The 17,317-nt window shown below is 65.2% G+C and carries 17 protein-coding genes; 4 read left to right on the top strand and 13 right to left on the bottom strand.

Features of this window, described 5'->3' with window-relative positions; translation table 11 throughout:
• Window positions 1-38: 38 nt before the first annotated feature.
• Window positions 39-611, bottom strand: a complete 573-nt coding sequence (locus ACN9M2_RS07300; RefSeq protein ID WP_426287436.1) for a hypothetical protein — start codon at window positions 609-611, stop codon at window positions 39-41.
• Window positions 612-858: 247 nt separating this feature from the next.
• On the opposite strand from ACN9M2_RS07300, the gene typA reads away from it, so the two are divergent.
• On the top strand, window positions 859-2,703 hold the full coding sequence (gene typA / locus ACN9M2_RS07295) for a translational GTPase TypA (protein ID WP_426287435.1): 1,845 nt from the start codon (window positions 859-861) through the stop codon (window positions 2,701-2,703).
• A gap of 76 nt (window positions 2,704-2,779) precedes the next feature.
• On the opposite strand, the gene ACN9M2_RS07290 is transcribed toward typA, so the two are convergent.
• On the bottom strand, window positions 2,780-3,334 hold the full coding sequence (locus ACN9M2_RS07290; RefSeq protein WP_426287434.1) for a DUF1003 domain-containing protein: 555 nt from the start codon (window positions 3,332-3,334) through the stop codon (window positions 2,780-2,782).
• Between the two features lie 92 nt (window positions 3,335-3,426).
• Complete coding sequence (locus ACN9M2_RS07285) at window positions 3,427-3,813, bottom strand: hypothetical protein (RefSeq protein ID WP_426287433.1); 387 nt, start codon at window positions 3,811-3,813, stop codon at window positions 3,427-3,429.
• On the opposite strand from ACN9M2_RS07285, the gene ACN9M2_RS07280 reads away from it, so the two are divergent.
• Window positions 3,812-4,345 carry a mismatch-specific DNA-glycosylase gene (locus tag ACN9M2_RS07280; protein ID WP_426287432.1) on the top strand — a complete coding sequence of 178 codons (534 nt, stop codon included), beginning with the start codon at window positions 3,812-3,814 and terminating at the stop codon, window positions 4,343-4,345. The genes ACN9M2_RS07285 and ACN9M2_RS07280 overlap by 2 nt on opposite strands.
• Here the strand turns inward: ACN9M2_RS07280 and ACN9M2_RS07275 are convergent.
• Window positions 4,321-5,541, bottom strand: a complete 1,221-nt coding sequence (locus ACN9M2_RS07275) for a c-type cytochrome (RefSeq protein WP_426287431.1) — start codon at window positions 5,539-5,541, stop codon at window positions 4,321-4,323. The genes ACN9M2_RS07280 and ACN9M2_RS07275 overlap by 25 nt on opposite strands.
• Before the next feature lie 3 nt (window positions 5,542-5,544).
• Complete coding sequence (locus tag ACN9M2_RS07270; protein ID WP_426287430.1) at window positions 5,545-6,249, bottom strand: c-type cytochrome; 705 nt, start codon at window positions 6,247-6,249, stop codon at window positions 5,545-5,547.
• Window positions 6,250-6,381: 132 nt separating this feature from the next.
• Between ACN9M2_RS07270 and ACN9M2_RS07265 the strand changes: the two genes are divergently transcribed.
• The gene (locus tag ACN9M2_RS07265; RefSeq protein WP_426287429.1) at window positions 6,382-7,965 is read left to right on the top strand and encodes an amidase; all 1,584 of its coding nucleotides are present in this window, start codon (window positions 6,382-6,384) and stop codon (window positions 7,963-7,965) included.
• 98 nt (window positions 7,966-8,063) lie between these two features.
• Here the strand turns inward: ACN9M2_RS07265 and galU are convergent, their stop codons facing one another.
• From galU to cmk, 8 genes are all read right to left on the bottom strand, one after another.
• Window positions 8,064-8,939: a UTP--glucose-1-phosphate uridylyltransferase GalU gene (gene galU / locus ACN9M2_RS07260; RefSeq protein WP_426287428.1), complete on the bottom strand. Its 876-nt coding sequence runs from the start codon at window positions 8,937-8,939 to the stop codon at window positions 8,064-8,066.
• A complete protein-coding gene (locus tag ACN9M2_RS07255) occupies window positions 8,936-10,834 on the bottom strand; it encodes a polysaccharide biosynthesis protein (RefSeq protein ID WP_371024905.1) in 1,899 nt (632 codons plus the stop codon). Before ACN9M2_RS07255 ends, galU begins: the two co-directional genes overlap by 4 nt.
• Entirely contained in the window at window positions 10,821-11,858 is a 1,038-nt protein-coding gene (locus tag ACN9M2_RS07250) for a glycosyl transferase family 4 (protein ID WP_426287427.1), read from the bottom strand. The genes ACN9M2_RS07255 and ACN9M2_RS07250 overlap by 14 nt, the downstream gene beginning before the upstream one ends.
• Window positions 11,855-13,027 (bottom strand): lipopolysaccharide assembly protein LapB, encoded by a 1,173-nt coding sequence (lapB, locus tag ACN9M2_RS07245; protein WP_426287426.1) that lies wholly within the window; start codon window positions 13,025-13,027, stop codon window positions 11,855-11,857. The genes ACN9M2_RS07250 and lapB overlap by 4 nt, the downstream gene beginning before the upstream one ends.
• The gene (locus ACN9M2_RS07240) at window positions 13,024-13,281 is read right to left on the bottom strand and encodes a LapA family protein (protein ID WP_426287425.1); all 258 of its coding nucleotides are present in this window, start codon (window positions 13,279-13,281) and stop codon (window positions 13,024-13,026) included. The genes lapB and ACN9M2_RS07240 overlap by 4 nt, the downstream gene beginning before the upstream one ends.
• Window positions 13,282-13,951: 670 nt before the next feature.
• Entirely contained in the window at window positions 13,952-14,254 is a 303-nt protein-coding gene (locus ACN9M2_RS07235; RefSeq protein WP_426287424.1) for an integration host factor subunit beta, read from the bottom strand.
• Between the two features lie 81 nt (window positions 14,255-14,335).
• Window positions 14,336-16,009, bottom strand: a complete 1,674-nt coding sequence (rpsA, locus tag ACN9M2_RS07230) for a 30S ribosomal protein S1 (RefSeq protein ID WP_306847662.1) — start codon at window positions 16,007-16,009, stop codon at window positions 14,336-14,338.
• 173 nt (window positions 16,010-16,182) lie between these two features.
• On the bottom strand, window positions 16,183-16,863 hold the full coding sequence (cmk, locus tag ACN9M2_RS07225; protein WP_426287423.1) for a (d)CMP kinase: 681 nt from the start codon (window positions 16,861-16,863) through the stop codon (window positions 16,183-16,185).
• A gap of 125 nt (window positions 16,864-16,988) precedes the next feature.
• On the opposite strand from cmk, the gene ACN9M2_RS07220 reads away from it, so the two are divergent.
• Window positions 16,989-17,249 (top strand): acyl-CoA-binding protein, encoded by a 261-nt coding sequence (locus ACN9M2_RS07220; RefSeq protein ID WP_426287422.1) that lies wholly within the window; start codon window positions 16,989-16,991, stop codon window positions 17,247-17,249.
• Window positions 17,250-17,317 lie beyond the last annotated feature (68 nt).

Genomic DNA, 17,317 nt, shown 5'->3' with positions numbered 1-17,317 from the left:
GGCCGCTTCACAGCGGCCGCCCGATTCGCTGGCGGGACTTAGTGCTTGACGGGCGCCCCCGAGATGATGTTGTCGACGTATACGTGACCGCCAGCATGGATGACGGCATATCCGGCCGGCGTGCTGCCGGTGTACGTCACGCGCTCGGCAAAGATCCGGCCGGCGGAGAACGTGGTGGACTGCAAGCTGCTCCCGTCGGCGGCAAAGATCTCAACCGTGGTGTCCTTCAGCGGGGGAAACGGCGAACCGCAAAGGCCGATGCCGAGGTCCGTGGGCGCTTCCTTGAAATCGATCACGATGTCATAAGGCTCTGCCTTCTCGACCGGCCCGAGGGCGTAGCCATCGGCTACCAACTGCGGGCAATCGTTGGGCGCCAGGCCATTCTGCACGCCGGAGGTGACCCCGCCAGCGTAACGGACGGTGATGGATGCCAGATCGAGCCCTGCGGCGGGCATCGCCCCCGAGGGGACAGCTTCAAAATTCTCGACAGAGGTCGTCGAAACGCCGCCCTTGATGGTCAGCGCCGACCCCAACGGGCCGTTACCGGCGGTTGCCGAGGTGGCGAAAAGGGCGAGGGCGCAACCAGCGGCGATATGACGAACGGAAATCATGGAACCTCTCTTAATTGGCTATGAACGTGCCCGGATGGGCCACGGCATACTGAGGTTCTGTCCGCGGATCTCATATAGAAGAATTCTGAAAATGTAGGCCAATCTCGGAGCGGCCCGTAGGGGATTGCCCTGAACGGCCTCCCCCGGGGACCGTATCCGCCGGTCATGCGGACGCCACGCTTTTCCTTTATAATCGGCGGCTTCCCAAACCAAAGAGGCGATCCGGCCCACCGCCGGCGCATAACGCATGTCGATCGAAAACCTGCGCAATATCGCCATCGTCGCTCACGTCGACCATGGCAAGACCACCCTCGTCGATCAGCTTCTGAAGCAGTCGGGCACGCTCAACGAGCGCACCGTGCTGGCCGAGCGCGTGATGGATTCGAACGACCAGGAAAAGGAACGTGGCATCACGATCCTCGCCAAGAACACCGCGATCACCTGGGAAGACAAGAAGAAGGGCGTCAAGAACCGCATCAACATCGTCGACACCCCGGGACACGCCGACTTCGGTGGCGAGGTCGAGCGCGTGCTGTCGATGGTCGATACGGTGCTGATCCTCGTCGACGCGATGGACGGCCCGATGCCGCAGACGCGCTTCGTCACGCAGAAGGCGTTCGCGATGGGCTTCAAGCCGATCGTCGTCGTCAACAAGGTCGACCGCCCGGGCGCCCGCCCGGAGTGGGTGGTCGAGCAGGTGTGGGACCTCTTCGCGAAACTCGGCGCGACCGATGAGCAGATGGACTTCCCGATCGTCTACGCCTCCGCGCTGAACGGTTACGCCTCGCTCGACGAGAACGTCCGCGAAGGCGACATGACCCCGCTGTACGAAGCGATCATGCAGCACGCGCCCAAGCCGGACGTCGATCCGGAGGGTGCCTTCCAGATGCGCATCAGCCAGCTGGACTACAACAACTTCGTCGGCGTCATCGGCATCGGCCGCATCCAGCGCGGCACGCTGCGCAAGGGCATGCCCGTTGCCGTGATCGACCGTCATGGCAAGAAGCGCCAGGGCAAGATCGTGCAGGTGCTGGGCTTCCTCGGCCTCGAGCGCATCGAGCAGGATTCCGCCGAAGCGGGCGACATCGTCGCCATCTCGGGCATCCCCGACCTGACCATTTCCGACACGGTCACCTCGCTCGACGTGCCGGAAGCGCTGCCGGCGCTCAGCGTCGACGAGCCGATGATCAGCATGACCTTCCAGGTCAACAACTCGCCCTTCGTCGGCAACAAGGATCTCTCCGGCGGCAAGTTCCTCACCAGCCGCCAGCTGCGCGAGCGCCTCGACCGCGAGAAGGTGCACAACGTCGCCCTCCGCGTGGAAGACGGCTCCGACGCCGACAAGTTCCTGGTCTCGGGCCGCGGCGAACTGCACCTCTCGGTGCTGATCGAGAACATGCGTCGCGAAGGCTACGAGCTGGCCGTGTCGCGTCCGGAAGTCATCATCAAGGAAATCGACGGCCAGAAGATGGAGCCGATCGAGGAGCTGGTGATCGACGTCGAGGAAATCCACCAGGGTAGCGTCATGGAGCGCCTGGGCATCCGCAAGGGTGACCTGAAGAACATGGTGTCGGACGGCAACGGTCGCGTCCGCCTCGAGTACGAAATTCCGGCTCGCGGCCTGATCGGCTTCCAGAACCAGTTCAAGACCCTCACCCAGGGTTCGGGCCTGCTGTTCCACGTGTTCAAGCATTACGGTCCGTACACGCCGGCTCCGATCGCGAAGCGCCAGAATGGCGTCATGATCGCGAACGCCGCGGGTACCACCCCGGCCTACTCGCTCGGCCCCCTCCAGGAGCGCGGCAAGCTGTTCGCCGCCGAGGGCGACTCCGTCTACGAAGGCCAGCTGATCGGCATCCATGCGAAGGACAACGACCTCACGGTCAACGCGATCAAGCCGAAGCCGCTGACCAACATGCGCGCCTCGGGCAAGGACGACGCCATCCAGCTGACCCCGGCCACGAAGTTCACGCTGGAACAGGCGCTGGACTTCATCGACGACGACGAACTCGTCGAGGTGACGCCGAAGGAAATCCGCATGCGCAAGAAGCACCTGACGGAAAACGACCGCAAGAAGGCATCGCGCGGCTAAGTCCGGGCACTGTTCCTCGTGCGTTGAAGAGAAGGCCCGGCGAATAGCCGGGCCTTTTCGTTGATGGGTGCTCGCCTCACCCTTCCCCTCTACCCACCAATTTCAACAAAAGGTCGATCTGCTCCTGCTGCTTCGCCAGCATGCGTTCGAGCTGGTCGCTACGCATCTGGTCGAGCTTGTCGTGCAAGCCCATGATCTCGATCTCGGCCCGCAGGTTCACCTTGTAATCGTTCTCCGCATCGAGTCGATCCTTCGCCGCCTGGCGATTCTGGCTCATCATGATGACCGGGGCCTGGATCGCGGCGAGCATCGACAGCAGCAGGTTGAGGAAGATGTACGGGTACGGATCGAACGGCCGGTGCAGCACGTAGGAATTCAGGGCCGTCCACAGGGCCAGCACGATCGCGAAGACGATGATGAAGGTCCACGAGCCACCGAAACGGGAGACCTTGTCCGCCAGCCGCTGCCCATAGGTCAGGTCCGAACTGAACATCTCGTTGACATCCTCGGTGACCAGCTTTCGCTGGACCAGCCGGTCGAGGATCCGTTGTTCGGCATGGCCGAGATCCGACAGGCTCTTGGCGAACCAGCGCCGCGCCGCGTGTTCGCTGGGGTGTTCATTCGATGACATGGGGCTATCCTCTCGAAAGACAGGGATCGGTTTGCGGCGTGACGCTAGCACGCCGTGAGAGGACATCGCTTGTCGCGTTATCTCATGGCCACTCAGCGTCGCGTGAACGTCATCCGACGTCCGAAGGCAGGCGTGCCGGCGTCGGCCATGCGAACGTCGCTCACCATCTCGCCGCGGACACGCGGAAGGAAGTCCGGGAACTCCCGCCTTACATAGTCGATCAACCCTTCGCGAACCTTGCAGCGCAGGTACCACGACTTGCCGGAGTTCGATGAACTCATCAACGCACGCAATTGCATCGCCGAGCCCAGGATCTTTGAATTGTCTGGTGATTTCCTCCACCCTGCCCCACTCGTACGCAGGGCGAAGCCGCGCAGGAAGGCCGGCACCACGGCGAGCGCGAAACGCGTCCACGGATGCGCAAGATCAGGCATCCACTCGGAAGGGTGACGCAGCAGGGGCGAGGTAAAGTGGGCCATGGCTACCCGCCTCACCACTGAAGCCTTCGTCCTGCCAGACCTGCTGCAACCAGGGCTGCGCCTGGTCATCTGCGGTACCGCCGCCGGGACGCGCTCGGCACGCGAGCGCACCTATTACGCCCATCCCGGCAACATGTTCTGGCGGACGCTCTTCGCCGTGGGCCTGACGCCCCGCCTGCTCGCGCCTGCGGAATACCCCTTGCTGCCGGGGTTCGGCATCGGCCTGACCGATCTTTCGAAGTTTCACTACGGCAACGACGCCGAGCTTCCGGTCGACGCCTTCGATGTCGCCGCCCTGCGCAGCAAGATCGAACATTACGCGCCGCGGGTGATCGCCTTCACCAGCAAGCACGCGGGACTATCGGCGCTCGGCAAGGGGATCACCTATGGATTGCAGCCGGTTCCGTTCGCTGGCGTTCCCGCCTTCGTGCTGCCCTCGCCTTCCGGGCAGGCAAGGCGATCATGGGATATCCGCGTGTGGCAGGCGTTGGCGGATATCGTCGCCGCTCAGCCGCCGGGGACCGAACGATAGGCACGGACATCGTTGGGTGACACCGAGGGAGCCTTGTTCGACCAGGCCTGCCGGATATAGGTCACCACGGCGGCCGCGTCGTCATCGCTGAGTTTCTGCGAGAACGGCGGCATCGAATACGGTCGCGGATTCGCGACCGTGGCCGGGGCGAACCCGCCGGTGAGCACGATGCGTATCGCGTTGATGCCGGTGGGATCGGTCACCGAGCCATTGCCGTCGAGTGGCGGATAGGCCTCACCCTTGCCGCGTCCGTCGGCGGCATGACAATCCGCGCACTGTTCCGCGTAGACCGTGCGTCCCCTCTGGGCGAGGTCGCGTGCGTCGGCGCCCGACTCGCGCATGCGCGGCGGATCGCGCGCGGGCAGCGATTTGAGGTAAGTGGCCATGGCAGCGAGATCGCCATCGCTCAGGTGCTGGGTGCTGCGCATCACCACCTCGGCCATGGGTCCGATGGCCGCGCCCTTGCGCGAGCGCCCGGTCTTCAACAAGGCGACGACGTCGGCTTCGGTCCATCCGGCGAGGCCGCCACCCGCACCCATCGACAGGTCGGGCGCATACCAGTTCTGTACGGGCACGATGCCTCCGGCGAGGAAGGGATCGTCGACCATCGCGCCGAAGCTGTTGCGGCGCGCGTGGCATTCGTTGCAATGACCTAGCCCCTGGACGAGGTACGCACCCCTGTTCCATGCCGCGGAACGCCCGGCGTCCGGCTGGAACTCGCCCTCACTGAAGTACAGGGTGCGCCATGGCCCCATCAACGAACGCATGCTGTAGGGCCAACGCAGCGTGTCGTCCGTGTTCGCGCGCCGCACGGCGGGCAGCGTCTTCAGATAGGCGAAGATGGCATCCGTGTCGACCCGCGTGACTTTCGTATACGAGGTGAAGGGAAACGCCGGGTATAGCGAGGTCCCGTCGTGGCCCTTGCCCGAGTGCATGGCGCGGTAGAAGTCCTCGGCGCTCCATGCACCGAGTCCGGTATCACGATCGGCCGTGAGGTTCGGTGCGGGAATGGCGCCGAAAGGCGTGGGCACCACGCGGCCGCCAGCGAAGGGCTGGCCATTGCGCGCGGTGTGGCAGGCGGCGCAATCGCCGATCGTGGCGAGGTATTGGCCGCGCTGCGCGACATCGTCGGCGAAGCTGACGGTGCTGGCCAGGGCCAGCGAGAACAGTGCGAGAAGGCGGTATATCGTCGTCATGGATCAGCCTCCCAGTACGCCGCAACGCAACGGTGGCTTCACGCTTCCTGCGGGCTCCGCATGCGCATCGGCGGGAACCGGAAGCTGTGCCAGCCAGGCGGATACCGCGCTGATGTCGGCGTCGCTCAAGCGGCTGACGATGGTCGCCATGCAATCGGGTTCCACGGTACTGCGCGTATTGGTTCGCCACGATCCCAACTGCGCGCTGATGTAGTCGTACGGCAAGCCGACCAGCCCGGGAATGTCCGGCTGCACACCGGTCAGGTTCGGCCCGTGGCAGGCCATGCAGGCGGGAACACCTCGGGAGGGATCGCCCTTCATGACCAGTTGCTCACCGCGCGCCATGGCCGCGGGCGTCGTCGCCGGCACCGGGTGCCGCGCATAAGGCACCTCCTGCATGGCGAAGTACTCGGCGATCTCGCGCATGTATCCGTCGGTCAGCGGTGCGACCGTGTATTCCATGATGTCGTAGTGGCGCAGCCCGCGCTGGAAATCCTGCATCTGGCGGTGCAGGTAGCCAGCCGGCTTGCCTGCGAGGCGTGGATTGAATCCGTTGTCGCCACCTTCGCCATGTTCACCGTGGCAACTCGTGCAGGCGGCGATGCGCTGGACCAGGGTGTCGGGCACGGCCGGCGGATCGCCGGCCATCGCCGGTGAGGCGCAGAGCACGGCAGCCGCGATGGCGAGCCGGCGGACGAGACATCGCATGTGGGACTCCCTGGATAACGTGGGCTACGCCCGCCGGATAACGAGCGGGCACGGCGTCGATGCAGTATAGCCGGGCGTCGCGCGGGTAAGATTGACGCGACCTGCCGTCCGATCCGCCAAGGGGAACGTCACATGCCGCATGTCTGGTCAAAGCCTGCCGCCCTCGCCGCCGCCGTCGCACTGATGCTGGCCGGCGGCACCGTCGCCGCCCGCGATGCCGGCGAGGACGATGCCTTCGCCTCGATCGCCACGATTCGCCAGGCGTATGCATCCGGCGTGCTCACGCCCGAAGGTCTCACCCGGCTCTTCATCGAGCGCATCGCGACGATCGACCAGGCCGGTCCCACGATCAATTCCGTGCTGGAGACCAATCCCGATGCACTCGCTATCGCGCGCAAGAGCGGCAAGACCGGTCCGCTGGCAGGTATCCCGATATTGCTGAAGGACAACATCGACACGGGCGACCGCATGATGACGACGGCGGGTTCGCTGGCGCTCGTGGGCAAGCCCGCGCCTCGCGACTCGGGCGTCGCCGCTCGCTTGCGCAAGGCGGGCGCCGTAATCCTGGGCAAGACCAACCTCAGTGAATGGGCGAACATGCGCTCCAACCACGCCACCAGCGGCTGGACCGGGCGTGGCGGCCTCACCGTCAATCCCTATGTGCTCGATCGCAACGCCTGCGGTTCCAGTGCCGGTTCGGGTGCCGCCGTGGCCGCGGGCCTCGCCACCGTGGCGATCGGCAGCGAAACCGATGGCTCAATCATCTGCCCCGCCGCCATGACCGGCCTGGTCGGCATCAAGCCGACGGTGGGGCTGGTCAGCCGCGCCGGCATCATTCCCATCTCGCACAGCCAGGACACCGCGGGCCCGATGGCGCGCAGCGTGGCGGATGCGGCGACCGTCCTCGGCGCCATCGCGGGCAGCGACCCTCGCGATCCAGCCACGGCCGAGGCGGACAAGCACGCCACCGACTACACGAAATTCCTCGACCCGGACGCGTTGCGCGGCAAGCGCATCGGCGTGGTGCGCCAGTTGGCAGGCATCGAACCGAACGCGGACCATGCATTGGAAACCACCATCACCCTGCTGAAGGCACAAGGCGCGACGGTGATCGACCCGGTGGAGATTCCGCACCTGAAGGAACTGAGCGACAACGAACTGGACGTGCTGCTGTTCGAGTTCAAGCACGACATCCAGGCCTACCTCGCCACGCGTCCCGATCAGCCGATGAAGACGCTGGCCGACCTCATAGCGTTCAACCAGCGCGAGGCGGCGCGGGAAATGCCTTGGTTCGGCCAGGAGCTGTTCCTTGCCGCGCAGGCGAAGGGTGGCATGGACGATCCGAAGTACATCCAGATGCGCGACACCAACAAGCGGCTCGCTGGTCCGGAGGGCATCGACGCGGCACTGGCGAAGGACCATCTCGACGCCTTGCTGGCACCGAGCTGGGGTCCTGCCTTCGTCAACGACCTGGTGCTGGGCGATCACGTCGTGAGCGGCGACCCGACCGTGGGCGGCGTCTCCGCGCCGGCCGCGATCGCCGGTTACCCATCGATCACGCTGCCGGTGGAATTCGCACACGAATTGCCGGTCGGCGTGGTGTTCTTCGGCGCGAAGTGGAGCGAACCTACCCTGATCGCGATCGCCTACGGCGTGGAGCGGAAAACCAACGCCTTCCGCCGCCCGAAGTTCCTGCCGACCTTGCCGACGAAATAAGCCGGCAGAATCGGCTCCCACCATTTAGGCACGGTCAAGTGCTGCCGGATGCTGATGTTCCCGGCTTTGGCGGGAGCCGACCCTGTCGGCGATGGCGATTACGCCTTGTTGGCGAACTCGCGCACGATCGGCGCCAGTTTCGGATCTTCCAACGCCATGGCCATCGTGGCGCGGACCAGGCCCGCCTTGTTGCCACAATCGAAGCGCGTGCCTTCGAAGCGATAGGCCAGCACCTTGCCCTTGTCCTTGAGCAGGTTCTCGATGGCGTCGGTGAGCTGGATCTCGCCGCCGGCGCCTTCCTTGGTGTTGCGCAGGTACTCGAAGATCCCGCTGGGCAGCACGTAGCGGCCGACCACGGCGAGGTTCGAGGGCGCATCCGCGGGCTTCGGCTTTTCCACCATGTGGGTGATCACGGATGCGCGGTCGCTGAGCTGTTCGCTGGTGTCGACGATGCCGTACTTGTCGGTGTCGTTCTCCGGCACTTCCTCGACGGCGATCACGCCGGCGTCGTTGGCATCGGCCACTTCGGCCATCTGGCGCAACGCGCCCTTGCCCTTGGTCCAGATCAGGTCGTCCGGCAGCATCACGCCGAAACGCTCGTCGCCCACGACGGGTGCGGCGCGAAGCACGGCGTCGCCAAGGCCGAGGGCTTCCGGCTGGGTGACGAACACGCAGCGAACGTGACGCGGCAGGATGCCACGCAGGATCGACAGTAGCTCTTCCTTGTTCTTTTCCGCGAGCTTCTCTTCCAGCTCGTAGGCCTTGTCGAAATAGTCGGCGATCGCATGCTTGTAGCGATTGGTGACGAACACCAGCGTATCGGCACCCGCGTCGACGGCTTCATCCACTGCATACTGGATCAGCGGACGATCGAGCACGGGAAGCATTTCCTTGGCCACCACCTTGGTCGCGGGAAGGAAGCGCGTACCGAGACCGGCGACGGGAAATACGACCTTGCGCAGGGGTTGGGTCATGCGTTGTCTCCACTTTCGTTTCGGCGTAGCGGCAGCACGTTGTCGGTCTGCGGCTCGCTCCAGCGGAAGGAAGGCAGCAGCTGCGACACGCACCGACGCAGGGTTTCTTCATCGAACACGGCCACGGCCTCCTCGGCGCGCGCCAGCTGTATCTGCAACATTTCCCACGAGACCTGGCGGTGCTGTGCCTGGAAGATCTTCGCGTGAGTCGTGCTGGTGTAGTTCTCCAGTGGGTGGAACAGTTCCTCGAACAACTTCTCGCCCGATCGCAGTCCGGTATAGACGATCTGTATGTCGGAACCAGGACGCTTGCCGGCCAGACGGATCATCTGCTCGGCGAGGTCACGGATCTTCACGGGATCGCCCATGTCGAGCGCGAAAATTTCACCACCCTTGCCAAGGCTGGCCGCCTGAAGGATCAGCTGGCAGGCCTCGGGAATGGTCATGAAGTAGCGCGAGATCTCCGGGTGCGTGATCGTCACCGGGCCGCCCTGGCGGATCTGCCTGCGGAACAGCGGGACCACCGAACCGGCGGAGTCCAGTACGTTACCGAAGCGGACGGTGATAAAACGTGTCGAAGTATGCGCTGCGAGGTTCTGGCACCAGATCTCGGCCATGCGCTTGCATGCGCCCATCACCGAGGTCGGGTTCACCGCCTTGTCGGTGGAGATCAGCACGAACGATTCCGCCCCGCAGCGCACCGCGGCATCGGCGACGATGCGTGTGCCGAGCACGTTGTTGCGGAAGGCCTCGCGCAGCTGTCCCTGCAGCATCGGCACATGCTTGTACGCCGAGGCGTGGAAGACGATCTGCGGCTGGGTTTCCTCGAACAGGCGGTTGACCGCGGTAGCGTCGCGCGCATCGGCCAGCACGCCGTTGAAGATCAACTCCGGATAGGCCGAGGTCAACTCCTGGCCGATGCGGTACAGGTTGTACTCGGACATCTCGACGACGGTGAGCGAGTTGGCGCCCAGGCGCGCCACCTGACGGCAAAGCTCCGAGCCGATCGAGCCGCCGCCACCGGTCACGAGCACGCGCCGGCCACTGATGTTCTCGCGAATGGCCGTCCAATCCAGCTCCACCGCGTCGCGGCCGAGCAGGTCCTCGATGGCCACTTCCTTGATCTCGTTGAACTGCGCACGCCCCGCGACCACATCCTCAAGGCGCGGCACGGTACGGAACGGCAAGCCGGTGCTTTCGCAGAACGCCACGATCCGGCGCATCTGCGCCGTGGTCGCTCCGGGCACCGCGATCAGCAGCATCTGCACCGCCACGGCCTTCGACAACTCGGCCAGCTGGTCCACCGTGCCGAGAACGGGGATGCCACCGATCTGCGCGCCGCGCAGCGCGAGGTTGTCGTCGACGAAGCCGATGACGCTGTAGCGGCTGTCGCGGCGAAGGTCGCGCGACAATGCTTCGCCCGCCCGGTCGGCGCCCACGATGAGCACGCGCTTGGTCGGCGCCGACTGGAACAGGTCGATGCGGCTGTCCTTCCAGAAACGGTAGCTGAGCCGGGGCAGCCCGAGCAGCACCACCAGCACCACCGGGTACACCAGCAGCACCGAACGGGGCACGCCATCCAGGCGCGCATACATGACCATGGCCAGGCCGATGATCAACGCGCCGATCACGGTCGCGCGGATGATGTTCCAGAGATCGGGCAGGCTGGCGAACCGCCAGACACCCTTGTAGAGGCCGGTCCAGTTGAATACCGCGCCCTGCACCAGCAGCACGATGGGAAACTCCATCGGCAGGTACGTGACCGGTGCGAGGTCCGGCATCAGGGCATAGCGCAGGGCTTTCGCGATCCACCATGCGAGCGCCGCCATGGCCAGGTCGTGCGCGACGACCGCCGTGCGGGGGTGGATGATGCCGATGAACTTACGCAGAAACATGTCGCTCCCTTCGACGCAAGCAGGTTCGCTTGCCAGTACGCCAGACCGCTGCTCCCAACAGGTACACCGCTCCCGTGCACAGGGGCGCCGCCGCTGGCGAGCGGAACGCGATCCATGCGACGGGAACGCAGAGGAGCACGTTCCATGCGAAGTAGCCCGCGGCTACCTTCCGATGTGACGCCCCTCGCCTCACGAGCCACTGGTAAAGGTGTTCGCGGTGCGGAGTGTACCAGCGCGCACCGCGCAGCATTCGCACGAGCAATGTCAAGGTCGCGTCGATGACGAAGGCGGAGGAGAAAATCAGCGCCGGCCAGAGCAGATTCGTACGAAAAGCCCATAATGTCGCGGAAATCGCAAAAACCATGAGGCCGACGGTGCCGCTACCCACATCGCCCATGAAGATCCGGGCCGGAGAGCGGTTGAACCACCAGAAGCCCGTCGCCGCCGCGGCCAGGGCAAGGGCGGCACCGGCGATGGCCGGATTGCCGGCGGCCCAGGCCAGGGCCGCCGAGGCCGCCCCGAAGTACATCGCCTGCTGCGCGGCCAGGCCGTCGATCCCGTCCATGAAATTGTGCAGGTTGATGCACCAGACGCCGGCCACCAGCAAGGGCAAGGACCAGAGCAGGCTGGCGGTACCGGTCGCCACCGCGACGCAGAACAGGAGGGTGGCGGCCAGCTGGATGAGCAGGCGAGGCTTGATCGGTAGCGAGCCGTGGTCGTCCAGCCAACCGATGGCCGCCACGGCGATCACCGCCACGGTGAAAGCGCCGACGACCGCCGCCCCGGGTGAGCCCGGCAGGAGGAGAAACGCCGCCGGCATGCCCGCCAGCGCACCGGCGAGGATGCCGATGCCGCCGCCTCGGGGGGTCGGCATCGTGTGCGAGCGGCGCCGTCCCGGCACGTCGAGCATGCCGCGACGATGCGCATAGGCGATGGCGACGCGCACACTGGCGAAGGAGACAAGGAAGGCGGCCAGGGCGCAGCCGATCAGCAAGGAGCCGGCGCTCGCGACTGTGCCCGTCATTCGTTGGCGACGCCGTGGATGGGCCGGACCGTGCCCCAGCTCTTGCAACTCGGGCACTGCCAGTGGTGCGCCTTGGCGCCGAAGCCACAGCGGCTGCAGCGGTACATCGCCTGCCCTTCGAGCAGCTTGCGCGTCAGGTCGCGCAGGATGAGGTAGTTCTCACGGGCCTCGCCGGAGACCTTGTCCATCGTCGCGTCGATCAGCGCCATCAGGCCGCGCACGGACGGACGTTTACGCAATTGCCCCGTGAGGAAATCGATAGCCGTCCGTTCGCCGTCCCTGCCCTCGTAGAGCCGGGTCAGTGCCAGCACGGGCGATATGCCGTGATAGCGCTCCATGATCTCGCGCAGGAACGTCTCGGCGCGATCCATCTGCTGCGAGCGTGCATAGCAGTTGAGCAGCGGCGGCAGGATCTCGGGAACGAAGGCGATATCCGCCGCGATCGCAGCCTCGTACGAGGCGATCGCCGGATCGAGTTCGTCGTCTTCCGAGGAGAGGCGACCGGCGATCATGTGCGCGCGGACGCAGTCCTGCTGGCACGCGAAGGCTTCCTTGACGTACTCGCGGGCCTCGGTGCGCGCGCCGTGCTGGCGCGACTGCTCGGCGAGTTCGCAATAGAACTGGGCGATCATCGCCGACTCGTCCTCGCTGGTCATGGTCTCCAGCCGACGCGCATGATCGATGGCCTTGTGCCACTCGCGCTCGTGCTGGTAGATGGCGATGAGGTGACGCAATGCCGATGGTGCCAGCGCATCCATGGCCACGAGGTCGGAGAACAGTGTTTCCGCCCGGTCGAGCAGGCCGGCCCGCATGTAGTCCTCGCCCAGTTCGAGCAAGGCCACCGTCTTCATTTCATCGGAGAGTCCCTGGCGCGAGACCAGGTGCTGATGCAGGCGGATGGCCCGGTCGACCTCGCCGCGCTTGCGGAAGAGATTGCCCAGCGCGAGATGGGTCTCGACGGTGTCGCGGTTGTATTCCGCCAGGCGCAGGAAGACCTCGAGCGCCTTGTCCTGCTCTTCGTTCAGCAGGTAGTTCAGGCCCCGGAAGTAATCGGAGGAAAGCTCGTTGACCCGCTCTCCGGAGCGCCTCACGTGGCTTCGACGGGCAAGCCACCAGCCGCAGGCGAAAGCTAGTGGGGGAACGAGCGCCAGCAACCAGATCGGATTCATGCGGCCGTCGCGGTGTCCGCCTTGCGTTCGCCGCGACTGCGCCGGCGCCTTCGATGGGCGAACGACGTTCCCAGCCACGCGGTGATCCCGCCAAGGATCCATCCCACCAGCACGGCCACCAGCATCGCCCCGCCCTTGGGCAGGGACAGCTGGGTGAAGCCGAGGTCGAACGGCACCAGGTCGGCATTCAGGGCGCCGAAGACGATTCCGGCGGCGATGAACAGCAAGAGAAAGATGATGGCTAGCAGACGCATTCGGCGACTCTACCCGAATCCTGAATAACATGGTGCGGTGCGGTTGGCTTTTCATACAGCTTCGGCGGCACGTTCAGGACTGGGTGCCTGGGACGAGGGTGTTGGTTGCTCGGCACAAGCAGCACCCGCCATTCGGGTGGCCGTCGCTCTGGTGGGAGCCGACTCTGTCGGCGATGGGTGCTTGCCTCGACCGGGCCCGCTGCCGCGGGATCGCCGACAGAGTCGGCTCCCACCAGGGTATGGCGATCCAACAGGGTGCGGTGCTTGGCGATGTATCGCGGTGTTCCGTGTGCGGTATGCGGTATGCGCTGCGGTGTCCGGCGACCTTCGCTCTTTCGCCTCAACCCACCGCAGTCGTGACTGAGTTGCCGGGCGTCCCCCTCGGCGCGACATGAGGCACCGAGGACGGCTGGGCGGACAAGGCCCGCAGGGGATCGGCCTGGACGGCCGATCGTTTTCGCTGAGGCAGGAGCCGAATCGAAAACCCCCGCCCGACCGTCCGAGCCCGAAGGGGCGCAAGCCATCAAACACGGCCGCGCAGCGGCTTCCTTCCCCAAGGGACGGCGCCGCCTGGCGCGCCGAGGGGGACGCCCGGCAGCTCCCCCGCCACGCACAACGGCGAATGCGAGGGCGAAGCCGAGCCGGACGAAGCGCCAAAAAAAACGCCGCGTCAATGCGCGGCGTCGGTTTCCTCGATAAGGTTTACGCGTTCGCGTAATTCCTTGCCGGGTTTGAAATGCGGTACGTGCTTGCCCGGCAGAGCTACCGCTTCGCCGGTCTTGGGGTTACGCCCCATGCGCGGCGGGCGGAAGTGCAATGCGAAGCTGCCGAAGCCGCGGATCTCGATACGTTCACCCGTGGACAAGGCGTGGCTCATCTGCTCGAGCACACTCTTGACGGCAAGTTCCACGTCGCTGAAGGCAAGGTGGGTCTGGCGCCGCGCCAGCGCCTCGATCAGTTCCGACTTTGTCATGGGTCCCCTGGTGGTTCTCGAAGCTGACGCTAATCTGTCAAACAACAGCGAGGGGCGGCACGGCCGCCCCTCGCCCGACGGTTAGTCGGCCTTGTTCATCTGTTCCTTCAGGAGCGCGCCGAGCTTGGTCGTGCCACCAGCGGCGGACTGGTAGTCGGCCATGGTATCGGCCAGATCTTCCTCGTCCTTCGCGCGGATCGACAGCTGGAGCTGACGGCCCTTGCGATCCATGCCGGTGAACTTCGCCTCGACCGCATCGCCGACCTTCAGGTACTGCGTGGCATCGTCCACGCGCTCCTTGGCGATATCGTTCGCGCGAATGTAGCCCTCGACGCCTTCGCCGAGATCCACGACCGCACCCTTGGCGTCGACTTCACGGACCGTGCCGGTCAGGACCGTGCCGCGCGGATTCGTGGCCATGAACTGGCCGAACGGATCCTGCTCCATCTGCTTGATGCCGAGGGAGATGCGCTCACGCTCCGGATCGACGGCCAGAACCACGGCCTCGACTTCGTCGCCCTTCTTGAAGTTGCGCACGAGGTCTTCACCCGATGCCTGCCACGAGATGTCGGACAGGTGGACGAGACCGTCGATGCCGCCTTCCAGGCCGATGAAGATGCCGAAGTCGGTGATCGACTTGATCTGGCCGGACACCTTGTCGCCCTTCTTGTGCATGGCGGCGAACGCTTCCCACGGGTTCGAGCGGGTCTGCTTGATACCGAGGGAGATGCGGCGACGCTCTTCATCCACGTCGAGGACCATGACTTCCGTCTCGTCACCGACCTGCACGACCTTGGCCGGGTTGACGTTCTTGTTGGTCCAGTCCATTTCGGAGACGTGCACGAGGCCTTCGACGCCCGGCTCGATCTCGACGAAGCAGCCGTAATCGGTGACGTTGGAGACCTTGCCGAACAGGCGGCTGCCGACCGGGTAGCGGCGGGCGATGGCGACCCACGGGTCGTCGCCGAGCTGCTTGAGGCCGAGCGACACGCGGTTGCGCTCGCGGTCGTACTTGAGCACGCGGACGTCCAGCTCGTCGCCGACGTTGACGACTTCGGACGGGTGACGCACGCGCTTCCACGCCATGTCGGTGATGTGCAGCAGGCCGTCGATGCCGCCGAGGTCGACGAACGCGCCGTAATCGGTGAGGTTCTTCACCACACCCTTCACGACCGCGCCTTCCGTCAGGCGTTCGAGCAGCTTCTCGCGCTCTTCCGAGAACTCCGTCTCGACGACCGCGCGGCGGCTGACGACGACGTTGTTGCGCTTGCGATCGAGCTTGATGATCTTGAACTCGAGGTCCTTGCCCTCGAGGTAGACCGGATCGCGGACCGGACGCACGTCGACCAGGGAACCCGGCAGGAATGCGCGGACGTCCTTGATGTCGACCGTGAAGCCGCCCTTGACCTTGCCGGAGATCTTGCCGGTGATGGTCTCTTCCTTGTCGAACGCCTGCTCGAGGTCGTCCCACACCATCGAACGCTTGGCCTTCTCACGGGAGAGCTTGGTCTCGCCGAAGCCGTCTTCGAGCGCGTCGAGCGCGACCTTGACCTCGTCGCCCACTTCCACTTCCAGCGCGCCGGACTCGTCCTTGAACTGCTCGATGGGGACGATGCCTTCGCTCTTCAGGCCGGCGTTGATCACCACCACGTCGTTGCGGATTTCCACAACGATACCGGTGACGATGGAGCCGGGCTTCAGCTTGGAAATGGCCTGCTGGCTCTGTTCAAACAGTTCGGCAAAACTTTCAGTCATGTTGATTCCAGGGTTATGAAAGGTCGTACCCGGCGTCTGCCTCGGTTCTCGAGCGCAAGCGGACGGGGGACCCACCGGTCGTGGGCGCATGGGGGAAGCCTGTTGGGAAACCACCCTGCACCGTTGCCAATATCCTGCGCACACAGCGTGCACAGGGGTTGTGCCGGACGCGCCTAGGGGCGCACCACGGCGAATACTTTTTCCACCACCGTCTCGATCGGCATGCCGGTGGTATCGATCACCACGGCGCCCTCGGCGGGCTTCAACGGGGCGACCGGCCGCGACGCATCCCTTTCGTCACGTGCCTCGATCTCTCGTTGGAGAATGGTAAGTGTAACGCTCAGGCCCTTATCCTTCAACTGCTTATAGCGCCTTTTCGCGCGCTCGGCGGCACTGGCCGTGAGGAAGAACTTATGGGCGGCATCGGGAAAAATCACCGTCCCCATGTCCCGCCCGTCCGCCACCAGGCCCGGCGCCTTGCGGAAACCGTGCTGGAGGTCCACCAGGGCCTGGCGGACCGAGGGGATGACGGCGATGGCCGAAGCCGCCGCCCCTGCCGTTTCCGTGCGCAGTTCGTCCGTGGCGTCGTGGCCGTTCACCAGCACCCGGGTCTCGCCGCCGTCCGGGCTGGCCTGGAAGCGGATCTTCACGGTCTGCGCGCATCGGGTGACGGCATCGGCGTCGGAGAGGTCGATGCCCTCCTCCCCCGCCGCATAGCCCACCGCGCGGTAAAGGGCACCGGAATCGAGCAGGCGCCAGCCGAGCCGTTCAGCCACCAGGCGGCTGATGGTGCCCTTGCCCGAACCGGACGGGCCGTCGATGGTCAGCACGGGGACGGCAGCCGGATGGGCCATGGGATCAACCTCGTTCGCGAAACACCCATGATATCGCGTCGGCCACCCGAAACCGGCCCATGGACAGCCCCCGGGGGCCGTGCTACAAGCCCCCAACCTCTATGCGCCACGGGTTGAAGCGTTCCATGTCCGACCACCTCCAGAGCCAGTTCGAGCAGGCTTACCTGGACCTCACCCGTCTTGGCCAACGACCCGATAACGATACCCTTCTGCGTATCTATGCCCTTTATAAACAGGGCTCCGAGGGCGACATCCACGGCGACAAGCCCGGCTTCTTCGATTTCGTGGGCACCGCGAAGTACGAGGCCTGGGCGGCGCTGAAGGGCGTGCCTCGGGAGGAGGCGATGCGCGACTACATCGAGCTGGTGAAGTCGCTGGGAGGTTGAGGGGGCGGGTATCGCCGCTGAAGCGGCTCCCACACCAGGCGAGGACCGCCCGGTGGGAGCCGGCCTTG

Origin of the sequence: Luteibacter sp. E-22, assembly GCF_049913125.1 — a bacterium.
Classification (GTDB): domain Bacteria; phylum Pseudomonadota; class Gammaproteobacteria; order Xanthomonadales; family Rhodanobacteraceae; genus Luteibacter.
The sequence above is the reverse complement of the archived record's forward strand: the minus strand, read 5'-3'. Positions and strand labels throughout refer to the sequence as shown.